The sequence below is a fragment of the uncultured Campylobacter sp. genome, from assembly GCF_938015785.1.
In the GTDB taxonomy this organism is placed as follows: Bacteria; Campylobacterota; Campylobacteria; order Campylobacterales; family Campylobacteraceae; genus Campylobacter_B.
Genome location: NZ_CALLWC010000065.1, coordinates 18,791 through 37,924, shown reverse-complemented (window position 1 = coordinate 37,924; position 19,134 = coordinate 18,791). Strand labels below are relative to the sequence as shown.

The 19,134-nt window shown below is 48.0% G+C and carries 9 protein-coding genes; 6 read left to right on the top strand and 3 right to left on the bottom strand.

What is annotated here, in order from left to right; all coding sequences use genetic code 11:
* Window positions 1-144: 144 nt before the first annotated feature.
* Window positions 145-2,199: an ATP-dependent helicase gene (locus tag Q0393_RS09180; RefSeq protein WP_298979671.1), complete on the bottom strand. Its 2,055-nt coding sequence runs from the start codon at window positions 2,197-2,199 to the stop codon at window positions 145-147.
* A gap of 41 nt (window positions 2,200-2,240) precedes the next feature.
* Here Q0393_RS09180 and Q0393_RS09175 point away from each other — a divergent pair, with 41 nt between their 5' ends.
* The 6 genes from Q0393_RS09175 (at window position 2,241) to Q0393_RS09150 (ending at window position 16,042) form a co-directional block, all read left to right on the top strand.
* A complete protein-coding gene (locus tag Q0393_RS09175; protein ID WP_298979670.1) occupies window positions 2,241-5,876 on the top strand; it encodes a transglycosylase domain-containing protein in 3,636 nt (1,211 codons plus the stop codon).
* A gap of 47 nt (window positions 5,877-5,923) precedes the next feature.
* Window positions 5,924-11,089, top strand: a complete 5,166-nt coding sequence (locus Q0393_RS09170) for an alpha-2-macroglobulin family protein (protein ID WP_298979669.1) — start codon at window positions 5,924-5,926, stop codon at window positions 11,087-11,089.
* Between the two features lie 266 nt (window positions 11,090-11,355).
* The gene (locus Q0393_RS09165; protein ID WP_298979668.1) at window positions 11,356-12,906 is read left to right on the top strand and encodes a flavocytochrome c; all 1,551 of its coding nucleotides are present in this window, start codon (window positions 11,356-11,358) and stop codon (window positions 12,904-12,906) included.
* A 459-nt stretch (window positions 12,907-13,365) separates the two neighbouring features.
* The gene (locus Q0393_RS09160; RefSeq protein ID WP_298979667.1) at window positions 13,366-14,910 is read left to right on the top strand and encodes a flavocytochrome c; all 1,545 of its coding nucleotides are present in this window, start codon (window positions 13,366-13,368) and stop codon (window positions 14,908-14,910) included.
* Between the two features lie 135 nt (window positions 14,911-15,045).
* Window positions 15,046-15,807: an EFR1 family ferrodoxin gene (locus Q0393_RS09155; RefSeq protein WP_298979665.1), complete on the top strand. Its 762-nt coding sequence runs from the start codon at window positions 15,046-15,048 to the stop codon at window positions 15,805-15,807.
* 94 nt (window positions 15,808-15,901) lie between these two features.
* Window positions 15,902-16,042: a hypothetical protein gene (locus Q0393_RS09150; RefSeq protein ID WP_297988314.1), complete on the top strand. Its 141-nt coding sequence runs from the start codon at window positions 15,902-15,904 to the stop codon at window positions 16,040-16,042.
* 634 nt (window positions 16,043-16,676) lie between these two features.
* Here Q0393_RS09150 and Q0393_RS09145 read toward each other — a convergent pair.
* Both Q0393_RS09145 and Q0393_RS09140 read right to left on the bottom strand, forming a co-directional pair.
* Window positions 16,677-18,398, bottom strand: a complete 1,722-nt coding sequence (locus tag Q0393_RS09145) for a HAMP domain-containing sensor histidine kinase (protein WP_298979664.1) — start codon at window positions 18,396-18,398, stop codon at window positions 16,677-16,679.
* Window positions 18,382-19,044, bottom strand: a complete 663-nt coding sequence (locus tag Q0393_RS09140) for a response regulator transcription factor (protein WP_298979662.1) — start codon at window positions 19,042-19,044, stop codon at window positions 18,382-18,384. The genes Q0393_RS09145 and Q0393_RS09140 overlap by 17 nt, the downstream gene beginning before the upstream one ends.
* Window positions 19,045-19,134 lie beyond the last annotated feature (90 nt).

Here is a 19,134-nt window from a genome sequence, read left to right as displayed (position 1 = left end):
GCACGGCAAAATTCTTACTAAGCAATCCGATAAAGAAGTCGGAGAGGCGGCGCACCAGACGTACGCGAGGAGTAAAATTCTTACCCAAACGATCCGTCAAATGCGCTTAAATGAAATTTAAAATTTAGCGAGCAAAATTTTGCCTTACTTCACCAGCCCCGCTTCCCTTAAAAAGCAACTCGGCTCGTAGCTAACTTTTCTGATCTTATCAAATTTTGCGTAGCTTAGCACCAGCTCGTCTCGCGCTCTGGTAACCGCTACGTAAAAGAGCCGCCGCTCCTCCTCCAGGCTGCCGCCCATCGCCATTAGCTTGAGGTTCGGGAAGCGGTTTTGCGCCAGATCGATGAGATAGACGCTGCAAAACTCGAGCCCCTTGCTTGCGTGCACGCTGAGCAGATTTACCCCCTCGCCCTCGCTCATCTCCTTTGCACCCAGAGTTATGAAGTTATAAAAGCTCTGCGGATCCGCGTATTTGCCGGCGATCTGCTCTAAAATTCCGCATTTATCATAGATGCGCGCGGTCTCGTCCTTTTTGCGCTCATCGTCTATCTTGCCGTTTTTCAGCGTCGCGCGTTTCGTCGCGATGAAATCTGCCACAAGCGCGAAAAGGCGCGAGTCTTTGATATGCGAGATGAGCGTAGCGGACCTCGCAGCGGAGCCGCTTTTTTTAAAAATTTTATAAATTTCGTGCAAAAATACGGCGCCGCCTTCGGTAATTTTATTGTGTTTTAAAACCGGATGCGAGCGAAAAAACTCGTCAAATTCCAAAGCTTCAAAGCGCGATACCGAGCCGATTATATCGATATCGTCAAAAAGTCCTAGCTGGTAGTTTTTCCTCTTTTTTTCAAAAATTTTAACGCTCTCGTCGGGACGCAAAAGACCTGCGTGAATGCTTCCGTGCCCAAGTGCGATTAGCGCGTCGAAAAGCTCCTTGCTTAGCGCGCTGCCGACGCCTCTTGCGTATTCGCACGTGCTCATAAAAGCCATCATATCTTTGGGGTTTATTATCATCGCGAAGATGTCCGTAAAGGCCTTGATCTCGCGGCTTTCAAAAAAGCTCACGCCGCCTTTTCGCTTCGCGCCGATGCCGAGCTCCTTAAGTGCAACCTCGACGCCGTCGGCGCTGGAGTTGTTGCGAAAGATGACGGCGATCTTTTCGCGCGGGGTGCCGCTTTGCGCGATCTGTGCGGCTACGTGGGCGTATTGCGCCGCTGTATCGTCGTAAACATGCAGCTTAGGCGCGCTAAATTTACCCTCGCGTCCCACGATCAGCTTTTTTTCGTAAAGGCGCGGATTATTCGCGATGACGCGATTTGCAAGCGCCAAAATCGCCGAGCTTGAGCGGTAGTTGATATTCAGCGCGTAAATTTTAGCGTCCGCAAAGCGCTTGCCGAAGCTGCCGATGATATCGATGTTTGCGCCGTTGAAGGCATAGATACTCTGATCAAAATCGCCGACGCAAAAAAGGCTTTTCGTCGCAAAGGCATCGATGAGACTTCCTTGCAGCGAGTTCGTGTCCTGATACTCGTCCACTAAAATTTCATCAAACCGTAGCGGCGCGCCCTTTTTCAGCTCATGGCGCATTTTTAGCAAAACGTCGTTGAAATCGGCGTAGTTAAATTTCGCCTTTTCCTCCTCAAACTCGCGCAAAATATCCGCGTAAATTTCGGCGAATTCCGCCTGATCCTCGTAGTTTTTGCTAAACCACGTCTCAAAATCCGCGCTCATCTCCTTGTTTTGATACAGCGAATACACGTCGTACAGATAGGTCCCGCCGTAGGGGCGCGCGTCGCTTACGTGATAAAATTTGCGCTTTTCTACGAGGCTTTTTAGCAGGGTTTTTAGCTCGGCGGGCTGCTTTAGGATCACGCCTTTACCGAGCTCGCGAAGTAGGGCGTAGGATACGGCGTGGAAGGTGCCCGCGACGATTGCGGAGGTGATTTTTTTATCAAAATGCCGCTGCAACCTCGCTATCATCTCGCTCGCGGCCTTATTCGTAAAGGTAAGAAGCAAAATTTTTCTAGGGCTCGTGCCGAGATTTAGCAGATGAGCGATGCGCGCGACGATGGTGCTGGTTTTGCCCGTGCCCGCGCTTGCGATTATTAGATTGTGCCCTGAAGGGGCGGTTGCGGCGGCGTATTGTTCGGTGTTTAGCTTAGCTAGAGCGTCCAAGATTATTCCTTTGCAAAAAGGCGCCATTATAGCCTAAAATCATTAAAATTCTTTGATATAATTGCGCGATGAAATTTCTAAAATTTACGTTAAAAATCGCGCTATTTTGCGCATTTGCATTCGCTCTGTTTTTGATCCTAGACGCGCTTTATCCGCTAAATTTGGATATGCTAAACAAGCAGAAGAGTAGAATTTTATACGACCGAAACGGCGAAATTTTAAATATGCAGATCAGCGACGATCAAATTTGGCGCTTTTACGCGAGCGCGGACGAGATACCGCCGCGGCTGAAACAAAGTGCGATCTACTTCGAGGATCGCTATTTTTACTACCATTTCGGCGTCAATCCAGCCTCGATCCTGCGCGCAGCTACGTATAATTTTACGCAAAATTTTACTAAAAAAAGCGAGAGCAACGTCGAGCGCGTCGGAGCCTCGACGATCACGATGCAGGTTGCGCGTATGATGCGCCCCAAACAGCGCAGTTACAAAAACAAAATCATCGAAATTTTCAACGCCTTTCAGCTGGAGTGGCACTTCAGCAAGGATGAAATTTTAGGAATGTATTTTAACCTCGCCCCATACGGCGGCAACATCGAGGGGGTCAAAACCGCGGCGTATTTTTATTTCAAAAAGGATCTGCGCGAGCTTAGCAACGCTCAAATCGCGCTTCTTAGTGTGATCCCAAAAAACCCGAATAAAAACCGCCTAGACCGCAGATCAAACATCAACGCGCTTAAAAACCGCCTAATTTCGCAGCTGCGAGAGGGCGGCGTGATCTCGCAAAGCGAGTATGAGCGCGCCCTCGCGGAGCCGTTTTCGCCCAGACGCTACGCAGCGCCCAATTACGCGCCGCATTATGCACTGCTAGCGTTTAACAATTATAAAATGCAGAATTTTACCGCCAAAGATGACGTAAATTTCACTCAAAATTTAAAGCAGGGAGGCGCGCCCGGCGCGACGGCGGGGCAAGTAAGCCCATCTGCGTACCGAGCCGCGGCGGTAGCAGAGTCAAATTTTTCGGACGCGGCTAGTGCCGAAACAAATTTTACGACTGCGGCGAAGGTTGGGACGAATTTATCAAGCGTCGCAAACACGCAGGCGGGAGTGGATTTGAAAGAAATGAATCCCAAAGAGGCGGATTTTAAAACGGATGCTCCGAAGAGTTTAAATTTAGGCGGAACGAGCTTAAATTTAAACGAGCGCGAAGGCGTAGAATCGCAGGCGGGCGTAAAACCGAATGAATCGGAAAGCGCAGTAAAACCAAATGGAGGAAAGAGTGCAAATTTAGATGAACGGCGAGATTTTATTGATGCCGCACATCCGTCGCAAAACTCGCAAAGTCTAAATTTAAACGAGCGGCAAGATGCTGCGCGTTCGCCGCAGAATTTTAGCGCAGATACAAATTCAAATAAATCGCAAACAGAGTATTCGCCGCAAAATCCGAATGCGGATATGAATTTAAACAAGCGGCAGAATGCTTCTGGTGCTGCACATCCGTACCAAGAGCCGCAAAATTCGCAAAATCTAAATTTAAACGATCGGCAAGATACCGCGCATCCGCCGCAAAATCCGCAGGCAGATGCAAACTCTAGCGAGCGGTCGAGCGCAAATTTTAGTGCGCAGACAAACTCCGTTTCAGACGCTAGTACGCAGGCGGATTTTGCTTTGGACGCTAAAATGCAAACAGCTTCTGCTGCAAGCGCCGAATCGCGGGCAAATCCCGCTCCCAATGTCAAGGTGCCGCAAAATTTAGCTTTAGCCGCCCAGGCGCAGATAAATTCCGATCCCAACGCCAAGACGCAGGGAAATTCCGCAAACTCTAAAGGGGGCGTGCAGCCCAAGGAGCAAACCGTGCGAGCGCAGGAGTTTGCGCGCCTTAGCGAGGGTAAAATTTATTCGAGCTTGGATCTAAAAACCCAGATCGCGCTTGAGGGCTTTTTGAAAAGCGAGATCCTCTCTCTACGCGATAAGGGCGTTAGAAACGGCGCTGCGGTGCTGGTCGACAACGAAAGTATGAGTGTGATCGCCTACGTCGGCAGCCACGATTTTAGCGCTAATGAGGGGCAAAACGACGGCGTGCGCTCGCAAAAAAACGTAGGCTCGACGCTCAAGCCCTTCATCTACGCTAAAGCCCTTGAGCACGGGCTCATCACCCCTTCAAAGAAGCTGATCGACGCGCCGATAATCTTCGCAGGCTACGTGCCGCGCAACTACAATCAGGGGTTTTTGGGCGCGGTTAGTGCTACGGACGCGCTAAGTCTTAGCCTAAATATCCCCGCGGTAAAGCTAAATTTAATGCTTGGTGATGACGGGTTGTATGAGATGCTATCAAACGTACATCTGGCGGAGTTTAGCAAGGATTATTACGGCGCAGGTATCGCGCTTGGCAGTATTTCGATGAGCCTAATGGATCTTGCTCGCCTATACAGCGCGTTTGCAAACGGCGGCAAGCTACGGAAGCTCGAAATAGCGGGTGCAAAGATCGGCGATGATGCTAAAATTTTAACCCCGCAGAGCGCCTACATCGTAACGCAGATGTTAAGAAACGCGCCGCGCTCCTACCTCGGCTCGGTGTGGCAAAACACCCTAAACGCGCCGCCGCTGATGTTTAAAACGGGCACGAGCGCCGATGCGCGCGATCTCTACACCGTCGCGCTTACGCCTAAATTTACACTCGGCGTCTGGCTGGGAAATTTCGACGGCTCCAAGACTAGGGATCTTAGCGGCGGCGTGAGTGCGGCGAAGGTGGCGTTTAATATGTTTGCCTTCCTCGATAAATCGAGCATGCTGGGCGAGGCGGAGTTTGCGCGTCCCGCGGGCGTGAGCTTTCGGCGAGTATGCACCGATGCGTACCGCGAAAAGGAGTGCGCTCAAAGCGCCGAGGATCTTACGATCGATGGAGTTGAGCCCAACGAGGAGTGCGAAATTTACGGCACGAGCGAGCTTTTTTACCTGCTAAAACACGGTCTAGTCGATCCGCAAAAGGTACGCGCAGGAAGGTGCGCGGCTAAATTTGCCGCCGTAAAGCCCGTGTTAAACGACATCAACGCCAAAACCTACGAGACCGGCGCGGACGGCACGCTGCGGTTAAAGATACAGTGCACAGCGGTTTTTGGCGAGCGGGTATATATCAGGCTAAGCGGCGGTTCGCGGGAGTTTATAGCGCTAAATTCCACCGCGTTTACGAGGGAGAATTCCACGGATTTGGATTCCAAGCATTCTAGCGCGGCGCAGCAAGATAATTTAAAGCAGAATTTAACACAGCAAAATTTTGCAGAACAGAATTCTGCGGTACAAAATTCTATGCGACAAAATTTAGCGTTACAGAATTTAAAATCACAAAATCTTACGAAGCAAAATTCTGTAGAATGGAATTTTATAACTAAAAATCCAGTCACACGGAATTTGGCGTCGCAAAATTCTATCTTGCAAAATTCTACAGAGCAGAATTCGGAGGCTCAAAATTTTACAGCGAAAAATTTCACAGATCAAAATTCCTCGCAGCAAAATTTCACGGCACTAGATTTCACCACGCAAAGCCTAGCGCCTGCAAATTCTAAAGTTAAAACGGGAGAATATTTTGCACGCACTAACGGCGAGGCTTTTACGCTTAACCTCGGCGCAGGGGATTTCGAGCTTGGCTGCTTGGACGAAAATGCAAATTTCGCTAAAGCAAATTTTAGAGTAAATGAAAGAAAATAAAAGGTTAATTTGTATATAATTTCGTAAAATTTTTGCAAAGGAATTTTATGAAGACAAAACTACTAAGCGCAGCGCTATTTTGCGCTTTGGCTAGCTTTGCCGCGGGCGTAGAGATCAAATACGCTAGCGGGGCTTACGAGATTAGCGGGGTGGACGGCAGTGGATTTAGCGTCACGCAAAAGCAGATCTTAAAATGCACTCCCAAAATCACGGGCACCTACGAAAGCGTGAGCGAGAGCTCAATCAGGCTCTATCCTAAGCCGATGCTTAGCGCCGGGGTTAATTATTCGTGCGAGGCGCGCGGGGTGCGCTTTGAGTTCGAAACAGAGCCTTTTAGCACCGAGCATATCGCGCTTCTGCGTCCGGGGTTAGTGGCAATTAAATTTAACGATGCGGTTAGCAAGGACGCGCTACAGCAAGCGACTAGAATTTACCGCGCGCAGAATTTAGCCCAAAACGATATATCCTACGAGCTTAGCTCGCACGATGATAGGAATTTTTTATTCAGCTTCGATCCTAAGGCACAAAACGTCGTATTGCAAATAGAATCTCTCACCTCAAAAGCGGGCGCAAAGCTGCAAAATCCAGTGGAGCTGCGCACGGATGAGGAGCCTTTTAATGATAGCATTAACGCTTCAAATTTAAGCGGCGTGCAGATCCGCCCTGCGGCCCTAAAAGACGGCTCACTCGCAGCTAGAGTGTGTTTCCCTAACTATATGGACGAGCTGTCCGCCAAATACGTAAGAATTGCAGGCGTGAGTAAATTTAGCCTCACTCAGCCGCGATATTATTATTACGACGAAGATGAAGAGGGCGGCGAAAGCGACGATCCTTCATGCTACTACTATGCAGATATAGTAAGCGACGAGTTTATGCCGAATAAAAGCTACGAGATTAGGCTGCTAAAGGGCTTCGGAGATAGCTCATATATTTTGCGTGACGAGATAAAACAAAGCGTAAAAATGGGCGACAGGCTGCCTTTCGTAGCCTTTAGCGACGAGAAAAATTTTATCCCAAAATCCGCTTCGTTAGCTTTTAAAAGCTCAAACGTAAATGAGGTTAAAATTTCGATTGCCAAAGTCCCTGAGCAAAATTTTAGGTATTTTTTAAACTTTGAAAGCAACGAAGATAGTGTAGGTGGGTTAGCTAGCGAGATCGCGGTTAAGAGCTTTGATATAGGGGGCGCTAAAAACGCCGTCGCGGAGCATAAAATCGCGATGGATTTTAAAGGCTACGAGGATGGAATTTATAAAATCACGGCGTTTTACAAAGTGGGCGAAAAGATGCAAGAGGTTTCGCGCGTAGCCTATCTTAGCGACATTACGGCTCAAGTGGTGCTGCTTGAGCGCGGTGCGCTCGTTTATACTTCTAGGCTTAGTAATGGCGAGGAGCTAAGTAGAGCGAAGGTTAAAATTTACAGCGATAAAAACGAGCTAATCGTAGAGGATAAAACGGACGGAGATGGAATTTTGCGATTAGAAAATATGGAAATTCTAGCCAAAAATCCGCGCTCTATCGAGATTAGCAAAGGCGATGAGCATGCGTTCGTGCTGTTTAATAACGCCGTAGCAAGCGTAGAGAAAACGATTACTGCAAAGCGTCCGTTCGTTTATCTCGCAAGCGAGCTGATAAGCCCGAATGAGCGGCTTTTAGGCACGATCGTGATGAAAAATCGCGATTTTAGCTCTTTAAAAAATACGCCGATTAAATTTAAAATTTACGATCCTAGCGGCACTGTGGTGATCACGCGCGCGCAAAACACCGATGAGTTCGGCAGCGTTAAAATAGACGAGCTGATGGGCGAGAAAAGCGGCACTTACCGCCTAGATCTCATCTATGAGGATAAAATCATCGCTTCTAAAAGCTTCAGCGTAGAAAATTTCGTCCCAAACCGCATTAAAAATGAAATTCTCACTGCCAAAGATGAATACGGCGCGGATGAGATCATAACTTTAAAGCTAAGCTCAAACTATCTTGCAGGCGCGCCAGCTGGAGATTTGAAAGGTTCGCTGGAAGCAAACGCCTACGAAAAAGAGCTGAAAATTAAAGGCTACGAAGGCTTTTCGTTTCTAAACGATCGCTTAAAGAAAAAGGGCGCTACGCAGCTTCGTAGGGCAGAATTTACGCTAAGCCCCGCCGGTAAAAAGGAGCTTGCACTCTCGCCGGCAGCAGCTGATCTAAATGTCTCTAACGCCATAAATATTCTACTAAATTTCAGCGTAACCGAGGAGGGTAAAAACGTAAGTGCATATCGCAACCTGAGCTATCTGCCTTATGATCGTATCGTAGGAATTCGCGCTAGCAAGGACTTTATCTCAAGCGGCGATAGCGTAAAATTCGGCTTTGCACTGCTAGATTCCAAAACCAAAACCGACGTCAAAGGCAAGATCGACGTTGAAATTTACCGAGACGATTTTACTTACGTTTATGACGGCAACAGATACGTCGAGCAAGAAAGCTTTAATCTCGTAAGCGCCGTTAGGACCGATGCGCGCGAGTTTGAGTACAAATTCCAAAACGGCGGCAATTATCTAATCGTCGCAAACGATTACTCAAGCGGCGCAAGTGCTGGCGTGCGCGTGGACGTAAGCGGCTGGGGATATTATGGACGGGTAAATGCTAAAGACGTTCAAAGCGCTAAAATCAAACTCGCAAGCGACAAGGTTAAAGCCGGAGATAAAATTAAAGGCGTCATCAATTCGCCGGTAGAAAGCGGCGTGCTAAATATCTCGCTCGTAGGAGAGCAGGTTTACGACTATAAAATTCTATCCATAAAAGGCGGTAGCGCGGAATTTGAGCTTAGCGTGCCGGAGAATTTCGTCGGCGGACACATCAACGCTGTAATCGCGCGCGCTGCGACACCCGCTGCGATGCCGCTTAGAGCCTATGCAAACGTGCCGGTGGCGCTAGATGCGAGCTCACACAAGGCTAACGTGCAAATCCTAGCCGAGAAAAACTACAAAAACGGGCAAAACGCGCAGATCAGCGTAAAAAGCGAGCCAAATTCCAAAGTCATACTCTACGCAGTCGATCTTGGAATTTTAGATATCGTCTCACAAGAGGAGCTTGATGCATTTAAGGCGTTTGACGTTAGCGCGTATTTTGCGCTGCGGTACTTTGACATTTACGATGATCTTAGCATGTATCAAACTACTGCAAAAGAGCTAAGCTTCGGCGGCGACGGCGTGATGGCGAAAGCTAAACGGAATTTAAGCCCGGTCGAAAACAAAAAGCAGAAAAAATTTATCAAAATGCTGATCGCAAAAGCGAACGCAAACGGCGAGGCGAAATTTGAGCTTGCGATGCCGAAAAATTTCAACTCCACGATCCGACTAAGTGCCATGGCTATCGGAGAGGCGGCTACGATCGGCTCGGCAAACGTCGAAGCTAAGGTTCGAGACGACGTGATCATAAAACCGGCAGATCTAACCTACATGGTACGCGGCGATGAAATTTCCGTGCCGCTAACGCTCATCAACACCACCGATAAGGAGCAAAAGGCGGTCTTGAAAATCAGCTCATCTCCTTCGGTTGCTATAAGCGGCGGCGAGGCAAATTTCACGCTCAAACCGCTGGAGGTCAAGCACACGAACTTCACCGCGAGCGCGCTTGATATTGCGGATGCGAATATTAAATTTGATCTTGACGCAAACGGGCAGAAATTTAGCAATGACGTGGAATTTGACATCATTAGCCAGTTTCCGCGCTCGAAAATATTTCATGCAAGCTACGGCGATAAACCCGTAACGCTCAAAATCGATCCGAGCTATAAAGAAATTTACGCTCACGTAAGCTCTACGCCTAATGCTTTTAGCCTAGCGGAGGAGCTTTACTCCTATCCTTACGGTTGCACCGAGCAGCTTACTTCAAAGATGGTGGCGCTTGATTATATAGCGCGCAAAGACTCCAACCAGACCGTAGTAAACTACGTAAACGCTCACGCAAATCGCATCCTCTCTCGCCTCAAACCTAGCGGCAGTTTCGGCTACTGGAGCGCTAGCGGCGTGACTAATTACTACGCTTCGATCTATGCAAGCGACATTTTATTAGAGCTTGATGCGCGCTATAAATTCCTTAGCAACAAGCAAAGATCGCTGATATTTAGCGCCTTAAAATCAGACTACGAAGATCAAGCGACGCTTCGAATATACGCGGATTTCGTGCTAGATCAATACGGCAAGCTGGATGACGATGAGATAAATTTCATTTACGACAACGGCCTTTATGACAACTCGCCGATGGCTCGCATCGCTATGGCTGCGATACTTAAAAAGCACAATATGACGACCGAGTTTAACTTCATGCGTGAAAAAATAAACCAAATGGATTATGACTACGCCGAAGACGGAGCGGGCTTGACGTTTGCTAGCGACATAAGAGACGCCGCCTTTAAGCTCTACGCATTCGGCAAGGCGGGCATCAAGGACGATAGCACAAGCAAGGCAGCTATCGCGCTCGTGCGCAACCTAAAAGATGCGGACAATACGCAGGAGCGAGCGAGCGTCATACGCGGATTTGATGCGTATTTTAAGGACGCGAAAAAAGATATTAGCTTTGCTTTGAAATACGACGGCGAGACGAAAAATTTCAATTCGCCGCTGGATACCAAGCTCGCAGTTAAAGACGGCGCGATAGAATTTACGCCGATGAGCGGCAATGGCGAGCTGTTTTTTACGGTGCTGGGATTTGGATATGAAAGCGCTGCGGTCAAACATAGCCCGCTTAGCATAAATAGACCGTTTGATAACGACCGAGATAAGAAGGTTGAAATTTATCGCGAGTTTCTCGATGCTCGCGGCAACATCGTCGATCTAAACAAACTCAAAGTAGGGCAGAAAATTTACTCTAAGATCAGCTGGCGAGCGAATCATTACCTGTATAATTTTGCGATCGACGAGGCGATGCCTAGCTGCTTTGAGGCGGTAAATGAGCGCCTGGGCTCGGCCGCACAGGCTCGCCCGGAAGGCTTTGTAGATAGCGTAGCGATCGAGCATACGGAGTATCTGTATGATCGAGTGCTTCACTTCCCGAAAAGCGGTTATTTTTACTACGATCCGCAAGAGGGATATAATAGTACCGGCGTCATCTACACGCCGATAAACGTGATTATGTCGGGCTCGTGCGCGCTTCCTGCGATCTCTATCGAGGATATGCAATACGAGCGAGTAAATAATTACGATCTGCAAACGCTTAAATTTAAAGTCGCTCGCTAAGGCATAGCGATTTTAAAGCTCGGCGCAAATTTTGCATTATTGCGATTTTTGCGCCGAGATTTTTATTTTGAGCGATATTTTATAAACGAGCGCTCTCTATAAATTTTAAAATTTTAAATCTCCGCCTGCCGAATTTCAAAATTTTATATCAACGCCCATATTTTATAGCTTTTTACTATCTATTATAACGTTATTCTATTTGACTTACCTTTAAATTCGAGTTATCATTTCTTTTAAATATACACTTTCAATTAAAGGAGTTGCAAATGCAAGACGTATCAAGACGTAGTTTTTTAAAGATTAGCGCAGTGGGTGCGGGGGCACTTGCGCTGGGATCTAGTAGCGCGTGCGCGGCACAAAATGCCAAGGACGTCAAATTCGACGAGGAATACGATATCGTCATCATCGGCACCGGTTTTGCAGGGCTTGCCGCGGCGATTAAAGCCAGCGGACGCGGTAAAAAGGTGCTTATCTTAGAAAAGATGGGCCGCGCGGGCGGAAATTCCGTCATCAACGGCGGAAATATGGCCGCTCCGATGAATAAATTTCAAGTCGCACAAGGCATCAAGGATAGCAAGGAGCTTTTTATCGCCGATGCCGTAAAAGACGGGCTTGGGCTCAATCATACCGATCTTTTAGGCGTGATGTTTGATCGCAGCAACGATGCGGTGGATCTTTTGGTAGGCTGCGGAGCGGAGTTTAGCGATAAGTTGATCTTTGAAAGCGGCCACAGCGTCGCAAGAAGCTTGCAATCGACCAACGGCTCGGGTTCGGGTTATATCCAACCGATGATGGGTAAACTTCAAAACGATCCTAACGTCACCATTAAAACCCGCACGAAATTTGACGATTTTATTGTGGACGACAGCGGCCGCGTCGTGGGTGTAGAAGCTCGCGAGGAGTATAAATTTGATCCGAAACTCTTTAGCGACGATCTGGAAAATAAAAGCGGCGAGAAAAAGAGTTACAAAGCCAAAGACGGCGTTTTGCTAGCCTCGAGCGGATACGGACGCGATCTATGGTACCGCCAGATCCAAGATCCGCGCGTAGTGCCTAGCATAGACAGCACCAACCATCCGGGAAGCTCGGCAGGAGCGATGCTAGCGGCAAACAGAATCGGCGCATTTACGCTTCTTACGTCGTGGATTCAGTTCCTTCCGTATTGCTCGCCCGACGAAAAGGGCTTCGGCGCCGCAGTAAATTTCACCAATCACTGCTGCAACACCTACGGTCTTACCGTCGATCCAAAGACGGGTAAACGCTTTATGGACGAGCACGCAGGGCGCAAGATTAAGGCGGATGCTTGCTTTAAGGTCATCGCCGAGAGCGAGAAAAACGACAACTATCCGGTAAACGTCTGCGACTCTCAAGCCGTCGCCGCGCGTAACCCGGTCTATACTTCAAGGCCTTTGGAAGCGGGCGTTGTGAAGAAATTTGACACGCTAGAGGAGCTTGCGAAGGCTTACAACTTGCCGCTGGGGCCGTTTTTAAAGACCGTAGCGGATTATAATTCATACGTCAAAGCGGGCAAAGACCCAGAATTCGGCAAAGTGGTAGATAAGCTAGACGGCATCGACGTTTCCAAGCCGCCGTTTTACGCAAGCCGCACGATGCCGAAGGTGCACCATACGATGGGCGGACTTGAGATCAACACCAAAGCTCAGGTAATCTCGAGCCTTACTCACGAGCCGATCCCGGGGCTTTGGGCTGCGGGCGAAGTAACCGGCGGCGTTCACGGCGCGAGCAGGCTGGGAACCTACGCGATCCTTGATTGTATGGTTTTCGGAATGATCGCGGGCGAAACAATCGGGGCTTAAATTTAGCGCCTGCGAAATTTCGGCACTAAGCGGGCAGCAACGCGTGCTTTGTTAAATTTTGGCGCGAAGTAGCGGTATGCGCTTTGCGCCGAAATACTATGTGCGGTCTTTAAAATTTAGAAGCAAAGCCACAAAGCGTGCCGCAGAATTTCAAAGCATTTTAAAATTTAAAGCGCTTAAAATTCTGCAGCGCGAGTTTTAAATTTGAATACCGCGCACTTTAAAATTTTATAGCGGCGGCAAAATTTCGCACAGGCGGCGAGCAAATCCGTGCGCCGTAAATTTTAAAATTTACGCCTAAACTTCGGCTAGCGGAGCAGAATTTATTAGCTTTAAATTTGCGCTTTTAAAATTTTCTTTTCTAAATTTTTAAAATTCTATCACTAAGTCTTTACGTTAAATTTTAAATTTCGCTACGTGGGTGTATAATCTATAAAATTTCAACGCAAGGAGCAAAAAATGCAAGAAATTTCAAGACGAAATTTTATGAAAATCGGCGCGGCGGGAGCTCTGGCTTTAGCTGCAAGCAGTGCGAGTGCAGCACAAAACGCAAAAGACGTAAAATTTGACGAAGAATACGATGTTGTTGTTATCGGTAGCGGTTTTGCGGGCTCGATGGCGACACTTCAGGCTCTTAAGCGCGGTAAAAAAGTGCTTATGATCGAAAAGATGGGCCGTGCGGGCGGCAATTCCGTCATTAACGCCGGTAATATGGCGGTGCCAAATAATGAATTCCAAAAAGCCGCGGGTATCACGGATAGTAAGGAGGCTTTCATCGCAGATTGCCTAAAAGACGGGCTAAATTTAAATCACGTAGATTTGCTAGGCGTCATTTACGACCGCGCAGGCGATGCTTTTGAATACCTAAAAAGCATCGGAGTGGAGTTTTCGGGCAAGGTGATATCTGCCAGTGGACACTCGCTAAAGCGCGCCGTACAGGCCAAAAATGCTAGCGGCTCGGGCTACATCCAGCCGATGCATAAGGCGATCGAGGAAAATGCAAATGCTGTAATCAAGAAGCGTACTAAATTTGATGATTTTGTCGTAGATGACAGCGGCCGTGTCGTAGGCGTGAAGTGTCGCGAAGAATATAAGTTCGATCCGCAGCTTGCTAGCGACGATAGGGAAAACAAAAGCGGCGAAGTAAAATTTTTTAAAGCCAAAGATGGTGTCATTTTGGCTGCGGGCGGATACAGTTCGGATAAATGGTTTCGCGCGCAGCAGGTGCCGTATCTAAAAGACAATATCGAAACCGTAAGCCAACCAGGCGCTACCGCAGGTGCGCTTATCGCGGCGATGAAGCTAGGTGCGAATCCTTTGCAACTCAGCTGGATTCAACTAAATCCTTATACTAATCCTAGCGAGAAGGGATTTGGTACTTCTGCGCTATTTTCAAATCACTGCGCTAACGACTATGGTCTAACCGTCGATCCAAAGACGGGCAAACGCTTTATGAACGAGCACGCCGGGCGCAAGATCAAAACCGAAGCGATCTTTAAATGCATGGCGGAGAGCGAAAATAACGACAACTACCCCGTAAATATCTGCGATCAAGCAGCAGTTGATGCAAATAATCCGGTCTATACGTCAAAAGGCGTAGAAGCAGGCTCAATTAAAAAATTTAATACCTTGGAAGAGCTTGCAAAATTTTATAAAATTCCGCTGGAGCCGTTTTTAAAAACCGTCGCGGATTTTAACGGCTATGTCAAAGCAGGAAGCGACCCGGAGTTTGGCAAGCCTTTGACAAAAGCCGATGTAGGCGGTATCGACGTATCAAAAGCTCCATTTTATGCGTGCCAAACAAGCCCGAAAATTCTTTACTGCATGGGCGGCGTGCAGATCAATACCAAAGCCCAGGTTATTGACGCGGCTAGCGGCGAGCCGATCGCAGGGCTATATGCAGCGGGCGAAATCACCGGTGGCGTTCACGGCGCAAGTAGGCTCGGTACTATGAGCATGGCTGATTGTATGGTTTTTGGCATGGTGGCGGCAGAAAATATCTGAATTTAGGGTGCGACGGCATATTTAAATTTCGCTGTCGCGTCTAAATTTTAAAATTTTATGCAAAAGAAACGTAAAATTCTATTCGTTCGGTAAGGGTTAAATTTCACCGAAATTCGCATAGTTTGGGGGGCGGGCATGATAGCGATCTATTTTAGCGCCACGGGCAACACGAAGCATTGCGCGGGTAGGCTCATCGCTCATCTTGGCGGCGTTTGCGTCTCGATCGAGAGCAAGGCTTGCAATGAGCTTTTAAAGCACCACAATGACGTCATTTTGGCATATCCCGTCTATTTTAGCGACCTACCGCGTATCGTGCGCGACTTCCTCTACCAAAACGGCGCGAGCTTTAGCGGCAAAAACGTATTCATCCTCGCTACGATGGAGATTTTCAGCGGCGACGGGGCAGGGTGCGCGGCTAGAGTTTTAAAACAATTCGGCGCAAACATAACGGGCGGCGCTCATATCAAAATGCCCGCGTTCATCCTCGATGTGGCGATTTTTAGCTACTCGCAAGCGAAAAACGAGCGCATAATCAAAGAGGCGGACGCTAAAGTCAGACGCGTTGCGAAGGCGCTTATCGCAGGCCGTCCGCCGCAAGAGGGGCTGAGCGCGCTTTGTCGTATCGCAGGGTTTTTAGGACAGCGGCTTTGGATGAAAATTTGGGATAAAGGCCCCTTTGCTAAGCGCAAGCCGAGCCTCGATCCATCGCGATGCAGCGGATGCGGGGCTTGCGTCAAACCCTGCCCGATGCGAAACATAAAGCTCGCTTGCAAAAAGGCGCAATTCGGCGATGATTGCACTCTTTGCTACAGGTGCGTAAATATATGTAAGCGCAAAGCGATTACGATCCTAGGCAGGGCGAAAAATTTAGAAAAGTCCATCGCCGCAGACTTATGAGGACGAGCTCATGCCTCACAAGTTCGCAATAAAATGCGTAACAACGGGCGAGGAAATTTTACTTTTTAACAGCGCTTCGCACGGCTAAAGCGCGATGTTTCGCGACAAGCTCGATGCGGAAAAAGTAACTCGCCGCGAGCTAGTGAAATTTAACCTGCCGCCGTGCAAGACCCGCGTAAAATTTGGCTACAGCAATCACTACGACAAAAGAATACGAGACAGACGAGCGTGGTAGAGTCATACTGATAAACGACGGGGCTGCCTCATGGGGCGAGGTAAGGCAAACGGCTTTGATTATATCGCCGTAAGCTGCAAGAGAGAGGCGGGCAAAAAGACAAAATTTCGCTTATGTAGGCGGCCTTAAATCTCAAGTCCGTCTTTTTTACTCCGTATTTAAATTTTTACTCGGTCGCTAGATACTCCTAAATTTAAATTCTCTAGAGCCGAATGTGGCGTCTTAGAATTTTAGCAAAGGTTTATTCTGTAATACTGCGCCGTAAAATTTCAGCGAAGGCTTATTTTACCGCATATCTCAAAATTCTTAAATTACCCGCGCCGGCCCACTTAAGCTATAAAGCGCTTGCCTTATCACTTCGCCCAAGGGCAAAATGCCGCGCCTTGTCTTATTAATTCGCCGCGGAATTTCGCGGTAAAACTAAATTTTAAAATTTGACCCATTTAAATTTAAAAAGCGCACGACTATCGCAAAAATCATCCGATATTATTGGCGACGCCGGCCTAATTTTAAAAATTACACCATCGCCCCTATATACGGCTATGGCTGTTAAATTTTAAGCAACGATAGGCGATAAAATTTTAAGAATTTCGCCGCCCAGCATTTCTTTACGCCACCAAGCCCACAAAACCGCCTAAACCTTCTTAAACTCCACGCTAAATTTGCTTCCGCGTCCTACCTCGCTACGTAGTGAAATCTGCGCACCATGGATCTTTGCGATTTGTGAGGCGATGGCTAGTCCGAGCCCCGCGCCACTATTTTGCTCGCGATTTCTGGAACGCTCGATTTGATAGAGCTTGTCCCAAATTTTAGTTTGCAAAGCAGGCTCGATGCCCTCTCCATCGTCGCTTATGCTAAGTTCGCACGCGTCTGCACTGACGCAAAGCTCTAAAACGACGCTGCTGCGCGTAAATTTTAAAGCATTGCTTAAAAGATTGTTAATCAGCCTGGTCAAAAGCAGCTCATCGCCGTTTACGCGCACGCCCTCGGCTATCTGCGAGCTAAAGCTTAGCCCCTTTTGTGCGCACAAAAGTTGAAAGTCTTGCGCGCACTCGCTTGCGATTTTACTTAAGCTTATGGGTACCAAACACACGCCGCGCTGTAAGCGGGCAAGCTCTAAAATCTGCTCTATTAGCGCCGAAATTTTACGCGCTTGATTGTTGATGACCGCGAAACTCTCCTTCACCTCGCTCGCGTCTTGCTCGTAGACTAGGGCGTAGTCGCTTTGAGCCAGTATGACGGCAGCGGGCGTACGCAGCTCATGCGAAAGGTCGGCGCTTAGCTGCCGCTCGCGCTCAAACGCGCTTTGCAGTGATGCTAGCATTTCATTTAACGTAGCTGCGAGCGCGCTTAGCTCATCCTTGCCTCGCGGTAGTTCTATTCGTCGCGTAAAATCGCCGCTAGCTCCGATCTCGCTAGCTGTACGCGACATAGTGCGCACGGGCTTAAACGCTCTTTTTATTATTGCGTAGCCGCCGTAGATGATGAGCGCCACAAATAGCGGCGATAGGATAAGAGCGATCAGCATCACGCGCTTCATCGCAAGCTCAAACTCGCTAACTGCGATGACGCCGCGTATCCATGCGCTGCGCCCTTTGATCTGCGCGTCGTAATAGAAAAACTCATCGTCGTCAAGCTCCACCTCGCGCGCGCCTTGAGGCGAGAGCGGCAGCGCAGGATCGAAGCCTTTAGGCACAAACCCTGCGATCACGCCGCCTTGTCCGTCATGCTCGTAGAAAAATACACCGTCATCAAAGCTTTTAAATTTTCCCTCGCGCGCGGCTTTTTGCACTAGGTGGGCAAGCTTTTTTTGGCTGACGGAGCTTCCTGATACTTCGTCTAAAATATAGCCGCAAATGCCGATAATAGCGCCTGCAAGCGCCAAAATAAATACGCTGTAATAAAGCGTCACGCGTAGGCTGATAGGTAGCGCGCGCGAGATAAAATTCTCTTTAGCAGTTGAGAATGCAAGGACTAAGGCTTGAGTAAAATTTCTTATCGAGATTTTAGACGCGAAATTTTGTTCTTGACTTTGCGCGAGAACGCTATTAGAATTTTGCGCTAGATCAGGCGTTGCGCTTGTAGCAGCAAAATTCGGCGCGGAATTTGATGCCGGATTTTGCGTGGAATTCCGTTTAAAATTTGACGCCTGGCTTTGAGTAGAATTTAGAACCCGGTTTAACTCGATATTTTGCGTGGGATTTTTCTTGCAGCTTTTCTTTAAACACGCAAAATTATGCGTAAAATTCTGTTTAAAATTTCGCACGAATTTTAATATGAAAAGCGCCGTAGCGGCAAAAATCTGCTTCGCAATCGCCGAAATTTTAATCCAAATCTTGCTATTTTGCCACGACATAGCCAAGCCCTCGCTTCGTTTCTATTATATCGCCATGCTCGCCTAGCTTTTTGCGGATATTTTTGATTAAAACATCGATAACATTTGAGCTTGTTTCGTCGCTAAAATCCCAAATGCTCTCGCCGATTTGTTCTCGACTCAAAATCGCACCGCGATTTAGCATCAAAAGCTCTAAAATTCTATATTCCTTACCCGTTAGCTCCACTACCTCGCCCGCGCAGACGACCGATTTTTTGCTTAGATTTAGGCGCACTTGCCCTATGATAATTTCGTTATCCGCAGTAGCGTTTTTACGCCTGATAATTGCGCGAAGTCGCGCCAAAAGCTCACGAAAATCAAAGGGCTTAACCATATAATCGTCTGCGCCCAGATCAAGCCCTGCGATGATATCTCCTTTGGCGTCCCGCGCAGTTAAAAATAAAACCGGCGTTCCCAGTCCGCGCGCCCGCGCCGCCTTCAAAAATTCAAAGCCGTCCATCACGGGCATCATCGCATCAAGCACGATAGCGTCATATTTCGCGACATCCAAAAACTCTAGCGCTTCCTTGCCGCAAAAGGCGCAATCTACGCTGTAGCCGTCCTTTTTCAGACATTTTGCGATGATTTGATTTAGATCTTTTTCATCCTCGACAAGTAAAATTTTCAAAGTGCTCCTTTAAAATTTTGCTAATTCTAATCCGCCATTTTAGCCAAAAACGTATAAATTTTGAGGCGCCTTGGATGTGTAAACCTGCTC

Excerpts from the sequence above, each read along its gene's own strand:
- Q0393_RS09160 (WP_298979667.1), top strand. The coding sequence starts at position 13,366 with ATGCAAGAAATTTCAAGACGAAATTTTATGAAAATCGGCGCGGCGGGA.
- Q0393_RS09155 (WP_298979665.1), top strand. The coding sequence starts at position 15,046 with ATGATAGCGATCTATTTTAGCGCCACGGGCAACACGAAGCATTGCGCG.
- Q0393_RS09145 (WP_298979664.1), bottom strand. The coding sequence starts at position 18,398 with ATGTCGTGGCAAAATAGCAAGATTTGGATTAAAATTTCGGCGATTGCG.
- Q0393_RS09170 (WP_298979669.1), top strand. The coding sequence starts at position 5,924 with ATGAAGACAAAACTACTAAGCGCAGCGCTATTTTGCGCTTTGGCTAGC.
- Q0393_RS09175 (WP_298979670.1), top strand. The coding sequence starts at position 2,241 with ATGAAATTTCTAAAATTTACGTTAAAAATCGCGCTATTTTGCGCATTT.
- Q0393_RS09165 (WP_298979668.1), top strand. The coding sequence starts at position 11,356 with ATGCAAGACGTATCAAGACGTAGTTTTTTAAAGATTAGCGCAGTGGGT.
- Q0393_RS09150 (WP_297988314.1), top strand. The coding sequence starts at position 15,902 with ATGTTTCGCGACAAGCTCGATGCGGAAAAAGTAACTCGCCGCGAGCTA.
- Q0393_RS09180 (WP_298979671.1), bottom strand. The coding sequence starts at position 2,199 with ATGGCGCCTTTTTGCAAAGGAATAATCTTGGACGCTCTAGCTAAGCTA.